Origin of the sequence: Streptomyces sp. NPDC048560, from assembly GCF_040650955.1 — a bacterium.
Lineage (GTDB): Bacteria > Actinomycetota > Actinomycetes > Streptomycetales > Streptomycetaceae > Streptomyces.
In genome coordinates, this window is sequence record NZ_JBEZIJ010000001.1 from 1,330,838 (window position 1) to 1,350,207 (window position 19,370).

At 71.8% G+C, this 19,370-nt stretch carries 19 protein-coding genes; 10 read left to right on the forward strand and 9 right to left on the reverse strand.

The window, feature by feature from the left end; all coding sequences use genetic code 11:
- Positions 1–42: 42 nt before the first annotated feature.
- Positions 43–279, reverse strand: coding sequence for a DUF3263 domain-containing protein (locus tag AB0C82_RS06025; protein ID WP_362836675.1), 237 nt, complete (start codon positions 277–279; stop codon positions 43–45).
- Positions 280–356: 77 nt separating this feature from the next.
- The gene (locus AB0C82_RS06030) at positions 357–1,637 is read right to left on the reverse strand and encodes an extracellular solute-binding protein (RefSeq protein WP_362836677.1); all 1,281 of its coding nucleotides are present in this window, start codon (positions 1,635–1,637) and stop codon (positions 357–359) included.
- Between the two features lie 185 nt (positions 1,638–1,822).
- On the opposite strand from AB0C82_RS06030, the gene AB0C82_RS06035 reads away from it, so the two are divergent.
- The 3 genes from AB0C82_RS06035 (at position 1,823) to AB0C82_RS06045 (ending at position 4,990) form a co-directional block, all read left to right on the forward strand.
- Positions 1,823–2,755, forward strand: a complete 933-nt coding sequence (locus AB0C82_RS06035; protein WP_362836679.1) for an ROK family protein — start codon at positions 1,823–1,825, stop codon at positions 2,753–2,755.
- Positions 2,755–3,909: an N-acetylglucosamine-6-phosphate deacetylase gene (gene nagA, locus AB0C82_RS06040; protein ID WP_362836681.1), complete on the forward strand. Its 1,155-nt coding sequence runs from the start codon at positions 2,755–2,757 to the stop codon at positions 3,907–3,909. Before AB0C82_RS06035 ends, nagA begins: the two co-directional genes overlap by 1 nt.
- Before the next feature lie 160 nt (positions 3,910–4,069).
- Positions 4,070–4,990: a 1-phosphofructokinase family hexose kinase gene (locus AB0C82_RS06045; protein ID WP_362836683.1), complete on the forward strand. Its 921-nt coding sequence runs from the start codon at positions 4,070–4,072 to the stop codon at positions 4,988–4,990.
- Between the two features lie 100 nt (positions 4,991–5,090).
- On the opposite strand, the gene AB0C82_RS06050 is transcribed toward AB0C82_RS06045, so the two are convergent.
- The gene (locus AB0C82_RS06050) at positions 5,091–6,050 is read right to left on the reverse strand and encodes a CBM35 domain-containing protein (RefSeq protein WP_362836685.1); all 960 of its coding nucleotides are present in this window, start codon (positions 6,048–6,050) and stop codon (positions 5,091–5,093) included.
- Positions 6,051–6,193: 143 nt separating this feature from the next.
- Positions 6,194–7,849, reverse strand: coding sequence for a diguanylate cyclase CdgB (cdgB, locus tag AB0C82_RS06055; RefSeq protein WP_362836687.1), 1,656 nt, complete (start codon positions 7,847–7,849; stop codon positions 6,194–6,196).
- A 404-nt stretch (positions 7,850–8,253) separates the two neighbouring features.
- Between cdgB and AB0C82_RS06060 the strand changes: the two genes are divergently transcribed.
- On the forward strand, positions 8,254–8,760 hold the full coding sequence (locus AB0C82_RS06060; protein ID WP_362836689.1) for a flavin reductase family protein: 507 nt from the start codon (positions 8,254–8,256) through the stop codon (positions 8,758–8,760).
- Positions 8,761–8,918: 158 nt separating this feature from the next.
- On the opposite strand, the gene arfB is transcribed toward AB0C82_RS06060, so the two are convergent.
- Complete coding sequence (arfB, locus tag AB0C82_RS06065; RefSeq protein WP_362836691.1) at positions 8,919–9,344, reverse strand: alternative ribosome rescue aminoacyl-tRNA hydrolase ArfB; 426 nt, start codon at positions 9,342–9,344, stop codon at positions 8,919–8,921.
- A gap of 194 nt (positions 9,345–9,538) precedes the next feature.
- Between arfB and AB0C82_RS06070 the strand changes: the two genes are divergently transcribed.
- Both AB0C82_RS06070 and AB0C82_RS06075 read left to right on the forward strand, forming a co-directional pair.
- Positions 9,539–10,114, forward strand: a complete 576-nt coding sequence (locus tag AB0C82_RS06070; RefSeq protein WP_173314538.1) for a TerD family protein — start codon at positions 9,539–9,541, stop codon at positions 10,112–10,114.
- A gap of 284 nt (positions 10,115–10,398) precedes the next feature.
- On the forward strand, positions 10,399–10,917 hold the full coding sequence (locus AB0C82_RS06075; RefSeq protein WP_362836693.1) for a GNAT family N-acetyltransferase: 519 nt from the start codon (positions 10,399–10,401) through the stop codon (positions 10,915–10,917).
- Between the two features lie 24 nt (positions 10,918–10,941).
- Here AB0C82_RS06075 and AB0C82_RS06080 read toward each other — a convergent pair whose 3' ends face one another.
- The 3 genes from AB0C82_RS06080 to AB0C82_RS06090 form a co-directional block, all read right to left on the reverse strand.
- Positions 10,942–12,345: a M1 family metallopeptidase gene (locus AB0C82_RS06080; protein ID WP_362837083.1), complete on the reverse strand. Its 1,404-nt coding sequence runs from the start codon at positions 12,343–12,345 to the stop codon at positions 10,942–10,944.
- A gap of 119 nt (positions 12,346–12,464) precedes the next feature.
- Positions 12,465–13,637: a hypothetical protein gene (locus AB0C82_RS06085; RefSeq protein WP_362836695.1), complete on the reverse strand. Its 1,173-nt coding sequence runs from the start codon at positions 13,635–13,637 to the stop codon at positions 12,465–12,467.
- 193 nt (positions 13,638–13,830) lie between these two features.
- On the reverse strand, positions 13,831–14,388 hold the full coding sequence (locus AB0C82_RS06090) for a heme-binding protein (protein ID WP_362836697.1): 558 nt from the start codon (positions 14,386–14,388) through the stop codon (positions 13,831–13,833).
- 242 nt (positions 14,389–14,630) lie between these two features.
- Between AB0C82_RS06090 and AB0C82_RS06095 the strand changes: the two genes are divergently transcribed.
- The 3 genes from AB0C82_RS06095 to AB0C82_RS06105 all read left to right on the forward strand — a co-directional run bounded on the left by AB0C82_RS06095 (position 14,631) and on the right by AB0C82_RS06105 (position 17,289).
- Complete coding sequence (locus AB0C82_RS06095) at positions 14,631–15,932, forward strand: sensor histidine kinase (protein WP_362836699.1); 1,302 nt, start codon at positions 14,631–14,633, stop codon at positions 15,930–15,932.
- Positions 15,929–16,567, forward strand: coding sequence for a response regulator transcription factor (locus AB0C82_RS06100; protein ID WP_362836701.1), 639 nt, complete (start codon positions 15,929–15,931; stop codon positions 16,565–16,567). The genes AB0C82_RS06095 and AB0C82_RS06100 overlap by 4 nt, the downstream gene beginning before the upstream one ends.
- Positions 16,568–16,788: 221 nt before the next feature.
- Entirely contained in the window at positions 16,789–17,289 is a 501-nt protein-coding gene (locus AB0C82_RS06105) for a hypothetical protein (RefSeq protein ID WP_362836703.1), read from the forward strand.
- A gap of 40 nt (positions 17,290–17,329) precedes the next feature.
- Here AB0C82_RS06105 and AB0C82_RS06110 read toward each other — a convergent pair whose 3' ends face one another.
- Positions 17,330–18,043 (reverse strand): pentapeptide repeat-containing protein, encoded by a 714-nt coding sequence (locus tag AB0C82_RS06110; protein ID WP_362836705.1) that lies wholly within the window; start codon positions 18,041–18,043, stop codon positions 17,330–17,332.
- 117 nt (positions 18,044–18,160) lie between these two features.
- On the opposite strand from AB0C82_RS06110, the gene AB0C82_RS06115 reads away from it, so the two are divergent.
- Positions 18,161–19,354, forward strand: a complete 1,194-nt coding sequence (locus tag AB0C82_RS06115; RefSeq protein ID WP_362836707.1) for an NAD(P)-binding protein — start codon at positions 18,161–18,163, stop codon at positions 19,352–19,354.
- Positions 19,355–19,370 lie beyond the last annotated feature (16 nt).

Here is a 19,370-nt window from a genome sequence, read left to right on the forward strand (position 1 = left end):
CCCGGCGGTGGACGGCCCGGTTCGGGCGGTGGCCCGGGAGGGTCAGCGGCGATCCCGGCGGGCGGCTCGGACCGCTCGCAGGCGGTTCACCGTCACCGGGTCCGCCTCCAGGGCCCGCACGTCGTCGATCAGCGCGTTGAGGAGCTGGTAGTAGCGGACCGGCGACATCCCGAGCTCCTCGCGGATCGCCCGCTCCTTCGCCCCCGGCCCCGGCCACGAGCGCCGCTCCAGGGCGAGCAGGGCTCGGTCCCGGTCGGAGAGTGGGGGGTCTTCGGTCATATGAACAACCTAATCGGCCGCACGGACAACCGCGTCAACCGCTGCTCCATCCGCTCCGCCCGCCCGGCCGGCCCCGCCTACTCCGCCTGCTCCGCCCGCGACGCCTTCTTCGCTATCTGGCCGAGCACGAGCTCCGGGCTGCCGTCCGGCTCCACCGCCGTACCGATGCTCGCCTTGATCGCCTCGCTGGCCTGTGCCCAGGACGTCTTGGCGAACGGGTAGAACTGCGAGTTCGGCAGCGCGGCCAGGAACTCGCGCAGCGGCTTGTGCCGCTCGTCCGCCTCCATCGCCGCGGAGGCGCTGTCCGTGACGGGCAGCATGTCGTACTCGTCCGCGAACGCGAGAACGTTCTCGTCGTTGTACGCGAAGTCGAAGAACTTGCCGATCTCCTCGCGGTGCTCGTTCTGCTTGAAGCCCATCATCCAGTCGGCCACGCCCATCGAGCCCCTGGTCGGCCCGTCGACGCCGGGCAGCGGCACCATGCCGACCTCGACGCCCTCCTTCTCGGCGTCCTCCATCAGCGTCGGGTGCCCGTTGAGCATCCCCACCTGGCCGCGGGTGAACGCCTCGAACGCCTTGGCCCGGTCCAGCTCGCCCGGGGCGACGGGTCCGGTGAGCCCCTTGCCGACGAGGTTGTCCCGCAGCCAGGTGAGCGTGGCGATGTTCTGCGGGGAGTCGATGTCGTACGAGCCGACGTCGTCCGTGTAGCCACCGCCGCCGCTGAGCAGCCACATCAGGGTCTCGGCCTGGGACTCCTCCGGCCCCAGGGGCAGGGCGAAGGGGTAGCGGACGCCGCGCTCCTTGAGCCGGGCGGCGCCGCTCTGGATGTCGGCCCAGGTCTTGGGTGCTTCGAGGCCGGCGGCGCTGAAGAGCTTCTTGTTGTAGAAGAGCAGCCGGGTGCTCGCGATGAACGGCAGTCCGTACTGCTCGCCGTTGACCTTGCCCGCGTCGCTCAGCGAGGGCAGGAAGTTGGCCTGTGTGCGGATCGCGAGCATCTCGTCGACCGTGTAGAGCTTGTCCTTCTTCGCGTAGTCGGCGTACGCGCCGATCTGGGCGATGTCCGGGGCCTTGTTCTGCTCCACCATCTCGGAGACCTCGCGGTCGACGTCCTTCCACGCGTACACGTGGACGTCGACCTTGATGCCGGGGTGAGCGGCCTCGAACTTCCGGGCGAGGTCGGTCCAGTAGGTCTCGGACGTGTTCGCCGCGCTGGTGCCGTAGTCGGCCGCCACGAACTTCAGGGTGACGTCACCGGAGTCACCACCCTCGGCGCCACAGCCCGACAACGTTGCCGTCAAACCAAGCGCGGCCACCGCCGCGGTCACACCCAAAAAGCGCCGCTGCACGGCCTCGCCCATCCTCGTCGAATACTTCGCTTACATGGCCCCCACCGAAAGGGGATTTTCCCCCACGATCATCAAGAGGTCTACACCACAGCAGTCTCGCTTCGGCAACGTATGGTCGGCGCCGGTTTTGTATGGAGCCTCAACAAACCTCGATAGTGGACTAGACCTTTTCATCCGGACGGGCGAAACTGTCTCCCGTGAGACATGTCATCGCGCTCGATGTGGGCGGCACAGGAATGAAGGCTGCACTGGTCGGGGCCGACGGCACCCTCCTCCACGCGGCACGGCGGGCCACCGCCAGGGAACGCGGTCCCGAAGCCGTCGTGGAGACGATCCTCGCCTTCGCCGCCGAACTGCGCGCCTACGGCGAGGAGCACTTCGGCACCAGCGCGGTCGCTGCGGGCGTCGCCGTTCCCGGCATCGTCGACGCCAGGAACGGCATCGCCGTGTACGCCGCCAACCTCGGCTGGCGCGACGTACCCATGCGCGCGCTGCTCGGCGAGCGCCTGGGCGGCGTACCCGTCGCGCTCGGCCACGACGTCAGGACCGGCGGCCTCGCCGAGGGCCGGATCGGCGCGGGCAAGGACGCCGACCGCTTCCTCTTCGTACCGCTGGGCACCGGGATCGCCGGCGCCATCGGCATCGCGGGTTCCATCGAGGAGGGCGCCCACGGTTACGCGGGCGAGATCGGCCATATCGTCGTGCGGCCCGACGGCCCCGACTGCGGCTGCGGCCAGCGAGGCTGCCTGGAGACCCTGGCCTCCGCCTCCGCGGTGACCCGCGCCTGGGCCGCGGCCTGCGGGGACCCCTCCGCGGACGCCGCGGACTGCGCGAAGGCCGTCGAATCCGGAGACCCGGCCGCCGTACGCGTATGGCAGGAAGCGGTCGACGCGCTCGCCGCCGGACTCGTCACCGCCCTCACGCTCCTCGACCCCCGCACGCTCATCATCGGTGGCGGTCTGGCCGAGGCGGGGGAAACCTTGTTCACACCACTGCGTGCGGCTGTCCAGGAACGCGTCACGTTCCAGAAGCTGCCCGACATCGTTCCGGCGGCCCTCGGGGACACCGCCGGATGCCTGGGCGCAGGGCTGCTCGCCTGGGATCTTCTCTCCACGGAGGTATCCGCCTGATGGCCGGACGCGCAGACAGCACAGTTCTCGCAGGTGCCCGGGTGGTGCTGCCGACCGGGACGGTCGAGAACGGCCGGGTGATCGTCGAGGGCGGCAGGATCGCGGGCAGTGCGACGGAGGACGCCCGGACCCTCGATCTGACCGGCTACTGGGTCGTGCCCGGCTTCGTCGACATGCACAACCACGGCGGCGGCGGCGCGTCCTTCACCTCCGGCACCGTGGACGAGGTCCTGACCGGGGTCCGTACCCACCGCGAGCACGGCACCACCACTCTGGTGGCCTCCACCGTCACCGGCGAGATGGACTTCCTCGCCCAGCGGGCCGGCGTCCTCTCCGAGCTGGTCCAGCAGGGCGACCTCGCGGGCATCCACTTCGAGGGCCCGTTCATCTCCCCGTGCCGCAAGGGCGCCCACAGCGAGGGCCTGCTGCGCGACCCGGACCCGGCCGAGGTCCGCAAGCTGATGGACGCGGCGCACGGCACGGCGAAGATGTTCACCCTCGCCACCGAGCTGCCCGGCGGCATCGAGTCCGTACGGCTGCTCGCCGAGCACGGGGTGATCGCGGCGATCGGGCACACCGACGCGACGTACGAGCAGACCGTCGAGGCGATCGACGCGGGCGCCACCGTCGCCACGCACCTCTTCAACGCCATGCCGGGACTCGGCCACCGCGCCCCGGGCCCGATCGCGGCCCTCCTGGAGGACGAGCGGGTCACCGTCGAGCTGATCAACGACGGCACGCACCTGCACCCCGCCGCCCTGGAGCTGGCCTACCACCACGCGGGCGCCGCCCGCGTCGCGCTGATCACCGACGCGATGGACGCGGCCGGGTTCGGCGACGGCCGCTACCAGCTCGGCCCGCTCGCGGTCGAGGTGAAGGACGGCGTCGCCCGTCTGGTCGAGGGCGATTCGATCGCCGGCTCCACGCTCACGCTGGACACCGCGTTCCGCCGGTCGGTGACCGTCGACCGGATTCCCGTCGGTGACGTCGTGCAGTCCATCTCCGCCAACCCCGCGCGACTGCTGGGGGTGTACGACAGGGTCGGCTCCCTGGAGCCGGGCAAGGACGCGGACCTCGTGGTCCTCGACGAGGACTTCGTCCTCAAGGGCGTCATGCGCAAGGGCGAGTGGATCATCGAGCCCCGCCTCGCCTGACAGCGTGTCGGGCGACGGCCCCAGGACGTAACGAAGAGACGGCGGTTGACCCGGAGACCTGGGCCGGCCGCCGTCTCTTTGGCATGATCGTCGCGGCGGGAGCCCGCCACGGAGCAAGCGCGTACTACGGCGCGCCACAACGGACCGGAGACCGGCGCAGGTGATTCTGACCGTCACGCTCAACACCGCGCTCGATCTTACGTACACCGTCCCGGCCCTCGTTCCGCACACCAGCCACCGGGTCACCGAAGTCGCCGAGCGCCCCGGCGGCAAGGGCCTCAACGTCGCCCGGGTGCTCGCCACGCTGGGCCACGACACCGTGGTCACCGGCTTCGCCGGCGGCCCGACCGGAGCCGTCCTGCGCGACCTGCTCGCCGCGCTCCCGCCGCGCGACGCACTCGTCTCCGTGGCAGGGAACACCCGCCGCACCATCGCCGTCGCCGACGCCGCCACCGGTGACACCACACAGCTGAACGAACCGGGCCCGCACATATCCGCCGCGGAGTGGGCCGGCTTCCTGCGGACGTACGAGAACCTCCTCGCCGGAGCGGACGCGGTCGCCCTCTGCGGCAGCCTTCCGCCAGGCATCCACGTCGGCGCCTACGCGGAGCTGGTCCGCGCCGCCCGTACCGCCCGGGTCCCCGTACTCCTGGACACCAGCGGGGAACCCCTGCGCCGGGGCATCGCCGCCCGCCCCGACATCGTCAAGCCCAACGTCGACGAACTGGCTCAGCTCACCGGGGCCCGCGAGCCCGTGCGCGCCGCCCACGACGCCCGCCGTCGCGGCGCGCACAGTGTGGTCGCGTCCCTGGGCCCGGACGGGATGCTCGCCGCCACCCCGGACGGCGTCTGGCGCGCCGCACCCCCCGCGGCCGTGCGGGGCAATCCGACGGGCGCGGGCGACTCCGCGGTGGCCGGCCTGATCTCCGGCGTCGCCGAGGGCCTGAGCTGGCCGGACCGGCTGACCCGGGCCGTGGCCCTGTCGACGGCGACGGTACTGGCGCCGGCCGCCGGTGAGTTCGACAGCGCCGCGTACGAGGATCTGCTGACGCGCGTCGGCGTGGAGCGGCACGCGGCCTGACACCGCGGAGCACACGGCGAACGTCCCTCGAAACACCTCGTCCCGGCTCGCGCGGGGCGAAGACCGGGACGGAGACGGTGGCCCCTGCGGGCCGGACGGGCTAGCTGGTCTGGCCCGCCGTCAGCGAGAGCTGGTCGAGATTGGCGTCGCACTGGTCGCCCGTCTCGCACGAGAGCTTCAGCGTGTTCGTGCCCTTGGTGAGGTTGACGTAGGCGTACGTGTTCGTCCACCCCTTCTCCAGATCACCCTCCGCGGCGCGCGCGAAGTTCTTCATGTTGATGGAGCGGGGAGCCTCGCCGTTGACCGTGAGGGTCGTCTTGGCGTCCTTGCCGGGCACGCCGTACGTCACGTGCAGCGTGTACTCCCCGGCCTCCGGCACCTCGACCGTCCAGGTCGCCGAACGGCCGACCTCGTTGAGGCTGATGTATTGGCCGTTCGCACTCTTGGCGCCCTTGACCGTGTTCTCCAGAGCCGCCGTGCCACCGAGAGACAGCGCGGCCGCGTCCTGCTCCGGGAGCTCGGCGGGCTCCTCCTGCTTCTTCTCGGTCTCCCGGGGCTTCGGGGACTCCTCGACCTCGGTGCCGGGACCGGCCGACGTACCGGCCTGGTCCTTCGTCTTGCCCGGGTCGTCATCGTTCGACATGAGCGCGGCGCCGATGCCGACGACCACGACCGCGACCACGGCGACCGCCGCGATCAGCAGCGCCTTGGTGTTGGGGCCGCCCCTGCCGGAGCCGCCGCCCCGGCCGCCCTGCTGCAGGCCGCCCTGGGGCGAGCCGGCGTAGCTGTCGGGAGCCGCGTACTGCGGGTGCGGCTGGCCGTACGGTGCCTGCGGCTGACGGTAGGGCTGCTGCGGAACCTGCTGCCCGTACTGGCGCTCGCCGACGGTCCGCACCTGGTTGTACGAGGTTCTGGGCACGCCGGGCTGCGCGGCCGGGCCGGGGTAGCCGTAGCCTCCCTGGCCGGGCGCCTGGGCACCCGCCGCCTGTCCGTCCTCGTACAGGTAGCCGAACGGATCGTCGTCCTCGGGCTTGCTCGAACCGTTGTTTCCGGCCGTCATCCCTGGGTCACTCCTCACCATGTCGCCAGCCGTCGCCGACCGGCCGAGCCTACCCCGAACGGAGCACGCCTCTCATTGCCGCTTCCACTCATGGACGGCATCGGAAACCGGGGCGGGGTAAGGGGATGGCCGTGCCGTAAACCTCAGCCGGCTCTGCGGTGAACCTTCGACCGGGAGCGCTTTTCGACGTACATCCGCTGGTCGGCGGAGCGCAGGACCTCTTCGGCCGTCATGCCGCACTCGGCCCAGCCGATGCCGAAACTCGCACCTACCCTGACCGCCCTGCCATCCACCCGGATGGGCGGAATGATGGCATTCCGCAAGCGTACGGCCAGGTCGGCCGCGTCCGCGGCCCCGAGGCCGTCCGCGAGGACGACGAATTCGTCACCTCCGAGCCGCGCGACCGTGTCTCCGTCCCGCACACAGGTGGTGAGCCGCCTGGCCACCTCGATGAGGACGGCGTCCCCGGTGTGATGTCCGAAACGGTCGTTGATGGACTTGAAGCCGTCGAGGTCGCAGAACAGCACCGCGAGGCCCTTCGACCCGTCGTCGTGCTCGGTGTCCGGAGCCGCCGTGTGCACATGGTGGTCGTACGGGCCGCCGCCCGGCACCGGGTCGGCGTCGTAGCCGTCGGCCTGGTAGCCGTGCGCCCGGGATGCCTCCGCATCGCCGTACGCCGCGTCGAGCGCCTCGATCGCGGTGGAGGCGACGGAGTGGGGCCTCTCACACAGACGCGCGCCGAGCCTGGTCTTCAGCTCGGCGCTGTTGGGCAGGCCGGTGAGCGCGTCGTGCGAGGCGCGGTGGGCGAGGTGCAGCTCATGACGCTTGCGCTCCTCTATGTCCTCGACGTGGGTGAGGAGGAAGCGCGGGCCGTCGGCGGTGTCCGCGACGACGGAGTTGCGCAGCGAGACCCAGAGGTACGTGCCGTCCCTGCGCCCGAGCCGCAGCTCGGCCCGGCCGCCCTCGGCCGACGTACGGAGCAGGGTGCCGATGTCCTCGGGGTGGACGAGGTCGGCGAAGGAGTAGCGGCGAAGGACGGAGGCGGGGCGGCCCAGGAGACGGCACAGGGCGTCGTTGGTGCGCAGGAGCCTGCCGTGCTGGTCGCCGCCCATCTCGGCGATGGCCATACCGCTGGGCGCGTACTCGAAGGCCTGGCGGAAGGACTCCTCGCTGGCCCGCAGCGCCTGCTGTTCGCGTTCGAGCCGGACGAGGGCCCGCTGCATATTTGCTCGGAGGCGAGCGTTACTGATCGCAATCGCCGCCTGGGAGGCGTACATCTGGAGCGCTTCGCGCCCCCATGCGCCGGGCCTGCGCATGTTGCGCGGCCGGTCGACGGATATCACGCCGAGCAGGTCGAGCCCGCCGCCCGAGGCGTACATCGGGGCGTAGAGGCGGTCCAGGGGGTGCCACTCGTCCTCGAAGCGAGGCTCGGGACCGTCGGTGTGCCACTGGGGCACGTCGTCCTCCAGGAGGACCCAGCCCTCGGTGTGGGGTATGAAACGGAGTTCGTCCCATGCCTCGCCCATGGACAGGCGGCGCTCCCAGGACTCGCGGGAACCGACCCGTCCGGTGATGAGCGCCTCGGCCGCGGAGTTGCCCGCGAAGGCGGCGACGACGAGGTCCCCGTCGGGCCGCACGAGGTTGACGCAGCCCAGTTCGTAACCGAGGCCGGAGACGATTCCGTCGGCCACGGTCTGCAGGGTGTCCGCCAGACTCCGTGCCGTGTTGAGATCAGCGACGGCCTGGTGCAGCTGCCGCATGGTCGCAAGGCGGACGTAGGGTTCCGACTCGGCCTCCATTGCTCGCACTCCCCGAGACCTCGACAGCAACTCCAGGTTTCATATCGACGTACTTGTTGCAGTGTCACGGTCACTGAATCACAGTGAGCTGTGCACTCGGTACTCAGGGTCAACAAATATTGCGCTCTGTGAGCCAAGTCACAACAGGTGGTGAAGGGGAGCTGAAGCGCTTCCTGGTGCCTTCGTCGTTTTCTTGAACGCAAATCCGTACGTTGCAGCCGGTTGCGGGCCGTGGCGTTCCTTCCTCCCCGGAGAGTCCGGTCCGTCATCTGCTTCCCGGGTCCTAGGACCTGGCTGGTCCCCTGGCCCGATGCGGCCCGGAGCGGCACGCGACTAGCGTGCCGGGTGTGTTGCAGACGAAGCCCTCCACCCCGCGCCCCGAAGCCATCCCCCATGCTGAGGGGGTGAGCAACGACGAGTTCCGCGCCGCCCTCGCCCGCCTGGCCGCGGGAGTCGTGCTGGTCACCGCCCAGGAGCCACCGCTCGACGAGCACGGCCGCGGCGAGGACGTCGGCATGACGGCGACCGCCTTCATGTCGGTGTCCCTGGACCCGCCCCTGGTCCTGGTCAGCCTGCGCAACGACTCCCGGATGGACGACCTGCTGGCCGAGCAGCCCCTGTGGGCGGTCTCGGTCCTCGCGGAGAGCCAGCGCCAGGTCGCGAGCCGGTTCGCCATGAAGGGCCGGATCAGCGACCGGCTGCTGTTCGCGGACCTCCCCTACATACGGGGCGAGGTGACGCACGCCCCGCTGATCGGCGGAGCGCTCGCGACGCTGGAGTGCCGGACGGAGCAGCGGGTCCTGGCGGGTGACCACACGCTGGTGATCGGGCGGGTGCTGACGGCGGACCTGCCGACCACGGACGGAGAGCCGCTGACGTACTTCAAGGGGCGCTACCGGCAGCTGGGCTGAGAAGGGGCCGGCGGTGGGGCGGTCACCCGCCCGGTCACGTCACAGGCCGCAGGCGTCACCGGCCACAGGTCACCGGCGTAACCCGTCGCAGGCGTCACCCCCCGGGGCCGTCATCCGCCGGGTCTGACACCGGTCGGGCCTGTCACCGGTCGCGGCCGTCACCAGTCGCGGCCGGAGCGTCCGCGCTTCGTGTCGCCGCGCTGCTTCTTCTCCCGCAGCCGGCGCTCGTTGATCCCGCGTGGAATCCGGCGCTTCACGCGCGCCTTGGGCGGCGGCGCCGTGGCCTCCGCGAGGAGTGCGGCGAGCCGGACGGCCGCCGTTTCCCGGTTGCGCCACTGCGACCGGTGCTCGGACGCCCGTACGACCACCACACCGTTGACCAGCTTGGCCGCCAGCCGCTCCAGCGCGCGCGCCTTCCAGACCTGGGGGAGCGACTCGGTCGCCGCGAGGTCGAAGCGGAGTTCCGCCTGCGAGTCGCTGGTGTTGACGTGCTGCCCGCCGGGCCCGGAGGACCGCGAGAAACGCCACATGAGCTCGGCCTCCGGCAGGGAGACCGCACCGCGGATGACATAGGGCCCGGACATGACACCCATGTTCCCTGTCCCACAGCCTGTTCGTCACCTTCTTTTGCCGTACCCGCTGTCCGGATTGGGCCAGAAGTTCGGCAAAGAAAGTAAAGGGAACAGGAACCTCGTGGTCTGTTGCCTGCGTTATGACGGGTGACGGTAGCTTTCGTGATGGCACGAATGCCCGTACACGACGAGGAAAGGGACTTCCCATGGCAGTAAGCCTGTCCAAGGGCGGCAACGTCTCGCTCACCAAGGAGGCACCGGGCCTTACCGCCGTCACGGTCGGCCTCGGCTGGGACGTCCGCACCACCACCGGTACCGACTTCGACCTCGACGCCTCGGCGATCGCGGTCAACACCGCCGGCAAGGTCTTCTCCGACGGCCACTTCGTCTTCTTCAACAACAAGGCGACGCCGGACCAGACCATCGTCCACACCGGTGACAACGTCACCGGCCAGGGCGAGGGCGACGACGAGCAGATCAACGTCAACCTGGCGGGTCTGCCGGCCGACATCGACAAGATCGTCTTCCCGGTCTCGATCTACGACGCCGAGAACCGCAGCCAGAACTTCGGCCAGGTCCGTAACGCGTTCATCCGCATCATCAACCAGGCCGGTGGCACGGAGCTCGCGCGCTACGACCTGAGCGAGGACGCCGCCACCGAGACCGCCATGGTCTTCGGCGAGCTCTACCGCAACGGTGCCGAGTGGAAGTTCCGCGCTGTCGGCCAGGGTTACGCATCGGGTCTGCGCGGCATCGCGCAGGACTTCGGCGTCAACCTCTGATCTCCGCGCCCGGGCGCCCCCGGCGGTAGACCGCCGCCGGGTACCGCCCCAGTGCTCCGGGAGCCCCCGGCCGCGTCCTGTCGGCCGGGGGCTCCCGCGCGTCGGCCCTTAAGGGCTGTCCCGTAACTCCTGGTGGATCAGCGCGCGGCGTCAGATGCGGTGCATCGCAAGGCGGAGGGACGTCCGCATACTGGATGTATTCGGGCGTTCCGACAACGCGGCGAGGTGCCGTAGCTGTCGTCGTGCGCCCGCCAGGGGTTACGGGACAGCCCTAGGGTGCCCACATGATCATCGAACCGCTGGTGCCGGCCGACCACGACATCCCCGGCCCGCTGCTCACCGAACTCACCGCGCTGTACGCGTCGAACCGGGCGTTCCAGCAGCTCAGCGGGGACTTCCCGGACCCGGACGACATCCGGCCCGCCCAGGTCGCCGTGGCGCTCGCCGAGGAACTGGCCCACCCGGACGCCGAAGTGCTCCTCGCCCGCTCGCGAGGCCGTCTGGTGGGCATCGCGATCACCCTCGCGCACCACCCCGACCCGGCCGACCCGGATCCGTGGATCGGACTGCTGATGGTCGACGCCGGTCAGCACCGGTCCGGACACGGGAAGGAACTGGCGGAACGCGTCGAGGACCGCTTCCGGGCGGCGGGGCGGGACGGGGTGCGGCTCGCGGTCCTGGAGAACAACCCGAAGGCGCTCGCGTTCTGGACGGCCCTCGGCTACGAGGTCATCGCCCACCGCCCCGACCTGCGGAAGAACCGCCCGTGCGCGGTCCTGCGCAAGCCTCTCGGGGCGCGATGAGCACCACGGCGTGAAGGTGGAGGGTCAGCGCGTGACCGGGGCGTCCGGGTCGTCCGGGCGCCCGTCGCCGTACAGCCAGACCTTCCACAAACCGCTCAGGTCCCGCCCCGTCCGCTCCTCGGCGTAGGCGGTGAAGTCGTCCGTCGACGCGTTCGCGTGCCGGTGCGCCCGCGCCCAGCCCTTGAGCAGGGCGAAGAACTCCTTGTCGTCGTCCACCGCCTGCCGGAGCTTTTCGAGCACCATGGCCCCGCGGCCGTACACCGGAGGACCGGAGAGATCCGCGGCGCTCGGCGGATCCGCGGGCGGAAAGTCCCAGTTGACGTCGGCCTGGAAGGCCGCGTCGAAGCTCACCCGGGTCGGGGTGTCCTCCATGTCCTCGGCCCAGAGCCACTCCGCGTACGTGGCGAAGCCCTCGTTGAGCCACATGTCCTGCCAGGTCTCGGGCGTGACCGAATCCCCGAACCACTGGTGGGCCAGCTCGTGGACGAGGAGCCCGGTGGCGGGAGGGCCGGGGAAGACCGGTCTGTTCTGGGTCTCCAGCGCGTACCCGGCGTCCCCCACGCGTTCGATGATCGCGCCGGTGGAGGAGAAGGGGTACGGCCCGAACCTGCCGGCCGCCCACTTCATCACCTCGGGGATACGGGCCAGGGCCGAGGCACTCCCCCGCGCCACCTCCGGGTCCACGGCGGTGAACACCTGAACGCCCTCGGGGGTCTTCGAGCTCTTCGTCGTGTAGCGGCCGATGGCGACCGTCGCCAGGTAGCTCGCCATCGGCTCGGCGGTGCGCCAGCGGAAGACGGTGCGGTCGCCGGCCGTCCGGCGGGACACCGGTTCGCCGTTGGAGACGGCCGTCAGGCCCTTCGGGACGGTGACGGCGATGTCGTACGCCGCCTTGTCGCTCGGGTGGTGGTTGCCCGGGAACCATGCCATGGACCCGGTCGGCTGGCCGAGGGCGAGTGACCCGTCCGCGGTCTTCAGCCAGCCCTCCTTCGACCGGTCCCGGTCGATGACGGTCTCGGGGGCGCCGGAGTACCGCACAACCGTGCGGAACGTCCGGCCCGTGCGCAGCCGGTCCTCGACGGCGGCGTCAGGGCGCAGGGTCACTTCACTGCCCGCGCGGTTCACGGCTGCCGGGCGGCCCTCGACGCTCGCGCTCCTGACGTCCAGGCCGGTCAGGTCGAGGTTGAAGGAGCTGAGGTCCTGGGTGGCGCGGGCGGTGATCGTCGCGGTGCCGCGCAGATCGTCCCGGCCGGGGCGGACGTCCACGTCCAGGTCGAGGCCGTAGTGCGTGACGTCGTAACCGCCGTTGCCGAGCCTCGGGAAGTAGGGGTCGCGCAGCCCGGCCGCACCGGGCTTGCCCTCCACCCCGGCGGTGACGGCGGTGACGGCGGTACACGCGGTGGCGAGGGTGATCAGCACGACCAGCATGGCCGCCGCGGGCGCCGTGCGCCGTATCGGAGTTCGCTGATCCACACCCATGATCCTATGTGCGGAATGTCGGGTCGCGCGCGTCCGCGCGGTCCCCGCACGGGCTCCGCGGCCAGTGGTCAGAGCACGGCGATGCCGAGGGGGCGCTCGCCGCCACGGATCCTGACCGGCTCACGGTCGCCCGTGAGGTCGACGACGGTGATTCCGTTCCAGTAGCCGTCACGCGTGAACCCCCCGGTGACGTACGCCGTCCGGCCGTCCTCGGACACCGCCACGTCCTCGTGCGGCCCGTCCAGGGGGACGACGCGCTCCTTGCCGTCCGGCGCGCGGACGGTGAGGGATGCGGCCCGGTCGTCGGAGGCGATCGGGCCGGTGCCGACGACGAGAAGGGTGCCGTCAGGGGTGAGGGCCGCGCCGTGCTGATGGGTGCCGGCGGTCATGCCCTCGATCGCGACCTTCCCGGTGCGCGGGTCGAGAACGGCGAGCCGCTCGCCCTCGAAGGGCAGGAGCAGCTTGCCGTCGCCGGGGCGTACGACGGCGTAGTGCGGCTTGAGCCAGGAGGCGAGGCCGCCATCGGTGCCGTACGGGGCGACCTCCATGCGCCGGCTCTTCAGGGTGTCCGCGCGGACCGCCGTGACGTCGAAGGAGTCGTGGCCGGTGGCGTACACCTCGCGGCCGTCGGCCGAGACGTCCACGTCGAAGGGGCGGCGGCCGACGGGGACGGTGCCGGTGACCTCGCGGGTCGCGGTGTCGATGACCTCCAGGGTTCCGTTGCCGCCGGGGACGTTGACGCCGACGTAGACGTGTTCGCCGTCGGGGGCCATCGCGATGCCCATGCCGCCGCCCCGGTACTCACCGGTCGTGACCGGTCCGGTATCCGTCTCGTACGGGATGAGGGCGAGCCGGGTCCGGGTGGCCGTGTCGACGACCGCGACGCCTTCCGCGGTCGCCACCCAGGCACGTCCGTCCTTGCCGACTGCGAGGCCGTACGGGGCGGTGCCGGCCTCGACGGACTCCTCGGCGAACCCGTCGGTCCCGGGCGTCAGGAACGTGACCGTGTCACTGCCGAAGTCGGTGACGAGGAGGGGGCCGTCCGGCGGCTCTCCTGGGGCCACGGTGGCGGACGCCGTCGGCCCGGAGGCACCGGGCGCCTCCGTCGAGCTCGCGGCGGTCCTCTTCGGCGTACCGGCGGTTCCCGTCGCCGGGTCCGCCGCCCCGTCCGTCGTGCCCGCCGCGCACCCGGCGAGCGCCGCCGCCAGCACGAGGGAGGCCACGGCACGGCGGGCGCTCATCGGGCGCTCCCGACGTCCCGGAGCAGCGGGGAGCGGGGTACGCGACTCCTCCGCGCGACCGCCGACGCGCGCGCCGCCCCCGATCGCGGCGCGCACACCGTCGCTGTCGCCGGTGCGGGCTGCTCCGGCAGTTCGTGATCGAGGGCTTTCACGCGTCTTCTCCCTGGGTGTCGCGGTCCTGTGCGGGCAGCCCTCAGCCGGTGAGGGAGGCGACGCCCGCCCGGGCGAACTTCTCGTCGAGGTCGCCGCTCGGGGCGCCGGCCACACCGATGCCCGCGACCGGGGCGCCCTTGACCTGGACCGGGGCACCGCCGCCGAGGAACAGGGTGCCGGGGATGTCCTTGAGCGTGGGGGCCTGCTCCAGGCGCTTGACCAGTTCGGAGGTCGGCGCGTTCCAGGAGACGGCGGTGAACGCCTTCTTCTCGGCCGCCTCGTACGACTGCGGGCCCGCGCCGTCGCCGCGCAGCGTCACGAGGGTGTTGCCGTTGCGGTCGACCACCGCGACGGACACCCGCTGGTTCTCCTTCTTCGCGGCGTCCAGCGTCGCCTGCGCGGCCTTCGTGGCAGCGGCCACGGTGAGGTGCGTGGTCTGCTGGAGGTTCTTGTCGGTGGCGTCGGCCGCGATGGCCGCGGCGGGGGCCGCGGCCGGGGCGGAGGCGCTCGCGGACATCGCACCGAAGGTGCCGGCGCCCAGGGCTGCGACGGCGACGCCGCCGGTCAGGACTCGGGTGCGCATCGACATCTTCTTCATGGTGGTCTCCTCGGGTTACGTCGTTCGGCGGTTTCGCTCTGCTATCGATCCTCCGGCCGGAACCGGCCCCGTGCCGTCGGCGTACCGGCTCGACGAAGTGCCCGGGACGGTTGACGGCCCCATCGGCCGATCGGTTGATGCGGGAGTCGCCCCAAGGGGTCACCATGGAGGTGTCTGCGCAGGTCAGCGCCGGAAACAGCGGTCAGTCACAGGGCGATACGCGGCAGGGACGGGGTAACGCAGTGCAGCACCGGAGCGAACCCGACCTGAGTGCGGACCCCGACGCGCGGTGGCTGGCGCTCCTCATGCATGCGGCGTTCTTCCTGCTGCTGAGCGCGTCGCTGGCCCGTTTCCTGCTCCGCCATCCCGGCGAGGCCCGCACCCCGTGGATCATCGCGCTGTCGGTCGGTCTCGCCGTGCTGTATCTCCTGGGCCCGGTGCTCGGCTCCCGCCCGACCCCGCGCCGGCTGGTCTGGCTGAGCGTCCTGGTCGTCGTCTGGATGATCCTGGTCATCCTGGCGCCGAGCTACGCGTGGTGCGCGGTGCCGCTGTTCTACACCGGGCTGCGGATCCTGCCGCCCCGCGCGGCGTACGCCCTCGTCGTCCTGCTGACCGTGTTCGTGGTCGTCGCGCAGCTGAGCCTGGCCAAGGGCTTCGATCCGAACCTCGTGTTGGCCCCGCCCGCCGTCGCGGCCGTCGCCACCGCCGTCTTCGTCCACATGCGGCGCCAGGCGGCACGCCAGCGTGAACTGGCCTTCCAGCAGCGTGAGCTGATCGACGCCCTGTTGCGTACGCGGCGCGAACTCGCCGCCACCGAGCGGCGCGAGGGCACCCTCGCCGAACGCCAGCGGCTGTCCATGGAGATCCACGACACCCTGGCCCAGGGCCTGTCGAGCCAGCAGATGCTGCTCCAGGCCGCGGACCGCACCTGGGACGCCGACCCGTCGGCCGCCCGCCGCCATGTCCTCACGGCGACGGGCATCGCGGAGCGCAACCTCGCCGAGGCGCGGCGCTTCGTCCACGATCTGGCCCCCGCCGACCTGGCGGAGGGCGGCGGCCTGGAGGAGGCCCTGCGCGCGCTCGCCGCCCGCGAGACGGTCCAGGGACGGATCACCGTCCGCTGCCATGTGGAGGGCACCCCGCACACGGCGCTGCCGGACCGGGTCCAGTCCGCGCTGCTGCGGATCGCGCAGGGCGCGCTGTCGAACGTCCGGGAACACGCGGAGGCGTCCGCGGCGGCCGTGACGCTGACCCACCTCGACGATCGGGTCGTCCTCGACATCGCCGACAACGGCCGCGGCTTCACGCCATCCGCTGCGGAGGTCCGCCCCTCCGGCGGCCTGCGCGGGCACGGGCTGCCGGCCGTACGGGCCCGCCTCCAGCAGCTCGGAGGGAGTCTGACGATCGAGTCAGCACCGGGCGAGGGCACGGTGCTGACGGCGACGGTCCCGCTGTACCCGGCCCCGGCGCCACCGCCCGCGCCCGCGACCCCACCCCTGTCACCGCCCCCGTCACCGCCCACGTCACCGGAGGAACCCGCATGACCTCGAACGCCCCGGGATCGGTACGCATCCTGCTCTGCGACGACCACGCCGTCGTACGGGCGGGGCTGCTCGCCCTGCTCGGCAGCGAACCGGACATCGAGGTCGTCGGCGAGGCGGGCAGCGGTGAGGAGGCCGTCGCGCTGGCCGCAAGGCTCACCCCGGACGTCGTGCTCATGGACCTGCAACTGGGCGAGGGCATCGACGGCGTCGAGGCCACCCGCCGTATCGCGGCCACCGGCGGCGTCCACGTCCTCGTCCTCACCACGTACGACACGGACGCCGACATCACGCGGGCGATCGAGGCGGGCGCCACCGGCTATCTGCTCAAGGCCGAGCGCCCGGAGGAGCTGTTCGCGGCGATCCGCTCGGCGGCCCAGGGCCGTACGACGCTTTCCCCGCCGGTCGCCAGCCGGGTCATGGCCCGGATGCGGAAGCCGCTGCCGACCCTCACCGAGCGGGAGCTCGACATCCTTGGCCAGCTGTCGCGGGGCCTCGGCAACCGTGACATCGCCCGCGCGCTGTTCATCAGTGAGGCGACGGTCAAGACCCACCTGGGCCGCATCTACGACAAGCTCGGCGTCGACACCCGCGCGGGCGCGGTGTCCGTGGCCAAGGAGCAACGCCTCCTGCCCTAAAGGGCTGTCCCGTGATCCTGGTGGATCAGCGCGCGGCGTCGGATGCGGTGCATCGCAAGGCGGAGGGACGTCCGCGTACTGGATGTATCCGGGCGTTCCGACGACGTGGCGAGGTGCCGTAGCTGTCGTCGTGCGCCCGCCAGGGGTTACGGGACAGCCCTTAAAGCCGGTGCCGCGCCTCGTGGCCGGGGCCACCGCGCCGGGCATGACACCATCGACAGGTGCTCGACATCGGCTACTCCCTCTCCCGACGCTTCCCCGATCCTCCGCAGACCGACTACCGCCGCGCGGACGTCCGCGCGCTGCGGCACGACCTGTTCTCCGGGGACGTCTATCTCGCGGACACCAAGGCGGACCGCGAGCTGTCCACAGCCTGGGGATGGGTTCCGGTGCTCGACTTCGCGTGGGCGCTGTGCGACATCGTCGAGCAGATCGACCAGGACCCGCGCGGCAACCGCTCGCACCGGCAGCAGTACGCCGAGCTGGACTTCACCGAGTCCTCGGACCGGATGATGTTCGAGCGCCGCTTCGGCTGGGTGGACGTCGAGGCCGACTGGATGCCGGGCGACGAGCCCCCGCTGACCTTCAGCCACTCGCTCCTGCGCCGTGAGGCCCGCGACTTCCTGCACGACCTGATCGCCGACCTGGCCGACATGCACGAGGGCCTCGCCGACAACCCGATCGTCTGGGACCTCCAGTCCCGCTTCCCCCGCCTGCGCTGACCGACGCGCCCCGGGGCGCCCGCCCCCGCCGGTCACCCCGTCACGCCTCGACCCGCACCCCGATCTGGGCCGCGAACGCCGGGGCCAGCTCCATCAGCTGCGCCGGGCTGATCACCGCCCCCGCCAACTGCTCCACGCCCCGCGCGATATCCAGCTCGGCGACCGTCCGCAGGTCCACCGACTCCATCCGTACGGCGCTGAAGTCGGCCCGCTTCAGCACGCAGTCCCGGAACTCCACCCGCACCAGGTGAGCGCCGCCGAAGTCCGGCTCGGAGAGCACACAGCCCTCGAAGACCACGTCCTTGAGCCGCGCCTTCCGCAGATTCAGGTAGTCGATCTTCCCGCCGCGCACCAGCACCCGCTCCAGCACCGCGCCGTGCAACTGCACCCCGCCCAGCCGGGCGTCCACGATCTCCACGTCGCGCAGCGAAGCGCCCGCGAGGTCGGTGCCCACGCCCCGTACGCCCGTCAGCACCGAGTCGATGAACCGGGATCTGGTCAGCTCCGTACGGTCCAGGGCGCAGCCGTCCAGCGCGCAGTCCATGAAGCGGGCGCCCGGACCCGACTGGTCGGCCAGGTCCACCGCCTCGAAGCGCACGCTGTCGTAGTCCCCGTCCGGCTCAAGCTCCTCCCCGCCGTGCGCGACGAGCGGCGGCAGCCGGACCTCCGCCCGCCGCGCCGCCGCGATGCCGTCCTTCCCGCCCCTGCCGCCGCCCCTGCTGCCCCTGCTGCCCCTGCTGGTGGTTCCTGCCATGCCCCCATCGTGACGTACCCCACTGACAACGCCCCGGCGCGGATGTCACAAACCGGGCCCGAGAACCGTCACATGCGCAGCACGCCCCAGTCGCCCCACGGTCAAGGAGCTCCGGCCATGCAGCGCATCCACGTCGTAGGCGGAGGTTTCGCCGGTCTCACCGCGGCCGTCACCGCCGCGGAGTCCGGTGCCCTCGTCACCCTCCACGAGGCCCACCACACCCTCGGCGGGCGGGCCAGGACGGCCGAGGGCCCCTACCTCACCAACGAGGGACCGCACGCCCTGTACCGCCGAGGCCCGCACTGGACCTGGCTCGGGCAGCGCGGCCTCCTGGGCGCCATCGCCTCGGTACCGCTCCTCGAAGGCGCCCGCTTCCGCTTCCGCCGCGACGGCGTCAGCCGCAGGACGCCGCCCCTGGCGATGCTGAGGCTGAGCCGCCGCAGTCCGCGTGAGGCCCCGGTCGACCGCGATTTCCTGGGCTGGGCGACGGAACAGGCCGGCGAGGAGGGTGCCCGCGCCGCCGCGCACTACATGGCGGTGGCGCTCTTCCACCACGACCCCGGTGCGCTCTCCGCGGCGTTCGTCCAGGAGCGGCTGCGCCGGGCGACCGCGCTGCCGCCCGAGGCGCGCTACCCGGTCGGGGGCTGGGCGCAGGTCATCGACCGGATGGCCGGTCACGCCTGGAACCTGGGCGTACGGATCGAGACCACCGAGCGCGTGGACGCCACCGCGCTCGCCGCCCTCGCGCAGAGCGGCCCCGTGATCGTCGCGACCTCCCTCGACGCCGCCCGCACCCTGCTCGACGACCCCACGCTCGCCTGGGAGAGCGGCCGTACCGCGCTGATCGACCTGGCGGTGCGGGCCCGCCGGGGCGACGCGTTCGTGGTGTCCGACCTCGACGCGCCCGGCTGGATCGAACGCTTCACCGCGCAGGACCCGACTCTCGCACCGGCGGGCGAGGAGCTGATCCAGGGCCAGATCCCCCTCGCGCCCGGCACCCCGAAGGCGGAGGGCACCGCCCGCGCCGAGAGCCTCCTCGACCTGGGCTTCCCCGGCTGGCGCGAGCGCACAACGTGGCGGCGCGAGGCGCTGGCGACCGGCCGGACCGGCGCCGTAGACCTGCCCGGCACGACCTGGCGGGACCGGCCGGCCATCGACCGGGGCGACGGGATCTTCCTGGCGGGCGACCAGGTCGCCGCCCCCGGGCTGCTCAGCGAGGTGTCGTTCAACAGCGGGATGGAGGCCGCGGTGCTCGCCCTGAAGAGGGTGGAACGGCGCTCGGGGCGGGGACTTGACCTCAAGTGGACTTGAGGCCGGAGGGTGGGTG

Bases quoted from the DNA above. Each gene is read 5' to 3' on its own strand.
- AB0C82_RS06050 (WP_362836685.1), bottom strand. From the start codon at position 6,050: ATGACGGCCGGAAACAACGGTTCGAGCAAGCCCGAGGACGACGATCCG.
- AB0C82_RS06090 (WP_362836697.1), bottom strand. From the start codon at position 14,388: ATGAAGAAGATGTCGATGCGCACCCGAGTCCTGACCGGCGGCGTCGCC.
- AB0C82_RS06085 (WP_362836695.1), bottom strand. From the start codon at position 13,637: ATGAGCGCCCGCCGTGCCGTGGCCTCCCTCGTGCTGGCGGCGGCGCTC.
- nagA (WP_362836681.1), top strand. From the start codon at position 2,755: ATGGCCGGACGCGCAGACAGCACAGTTCTCGCAGGTGCCCGGGTGGTG.
- AB0C82_RS06080 (WP_362837083.1), bottom strand. From the start codon at position 12,345: ATGCTGGTCGTGCTGATCACCCTCGCCACCGCGTGTACCGCCGTCACC.
- AB0C82_RS06030 (WP_362836677.1), bottom strand. From the start codon at position 1,637: ATGGGCGAGGCCGTGCAGCGGCGCTTTTTGGGTGTGACCGCGGCGGTG.
- cdgB (WP_362836687.1), bottom strand. From the start codon at position 7,849: ATGGAGGCCGAGTCGGAACCCTACGTCCGCCTTGCGACCATGCGGCAG.
- AB0C82_RS06025 (WP_362836675.1), bottom strand. From the start codon at position 279: ATGACCGAAGACCCCCCACTCTCCGACCGGGACCGAGCCCTGCTCGCC.
- AB0C82_RS06100 (WP_362836701.1), top strand. From the start codon at position 15,929: ATGACCTCGAACGCCCCGGGATCGGTACGCATCCTGCTCTGCGACGAC.
- AB0C82_RS06115 (WP_362836707.1), top strand. From the start codon at position 18,161: ATGCAGCGCATCCACGTCGTAGGCGGAGGTTTCGCCGGTCTCACCGCG.
- AB0C82_RS06075 (WP_362836693.1), top strand. From the start codon at position 10,399: ATGATCATCGAACCGCTGGTGCCGGCCGACCACGACATCCCCGGCCCG.
- arfB (WP_362836691.1), bottom strand. From the start codon at position 9,344: ATGTCCGGGCCCTATGTCATCCGCGGTGCGGTCTCCCTGCCGGAGGCC.
- AB0C82_RS06110 (WP_362836705.1), bottom strand. From the start codon at position 18,043: ATGGCAGGAACCACCAGCAGGGGCAGCAGGGGCAGCAGGGGCGGCGGC.
- AB0C82_RS06070 (WP_173314538.1), top strand. From the start codon at position 9,539: ATGGCAGTAAGCCTGTCCAAGGGCGGCAACGTCTCGCTCACCAAGGAG.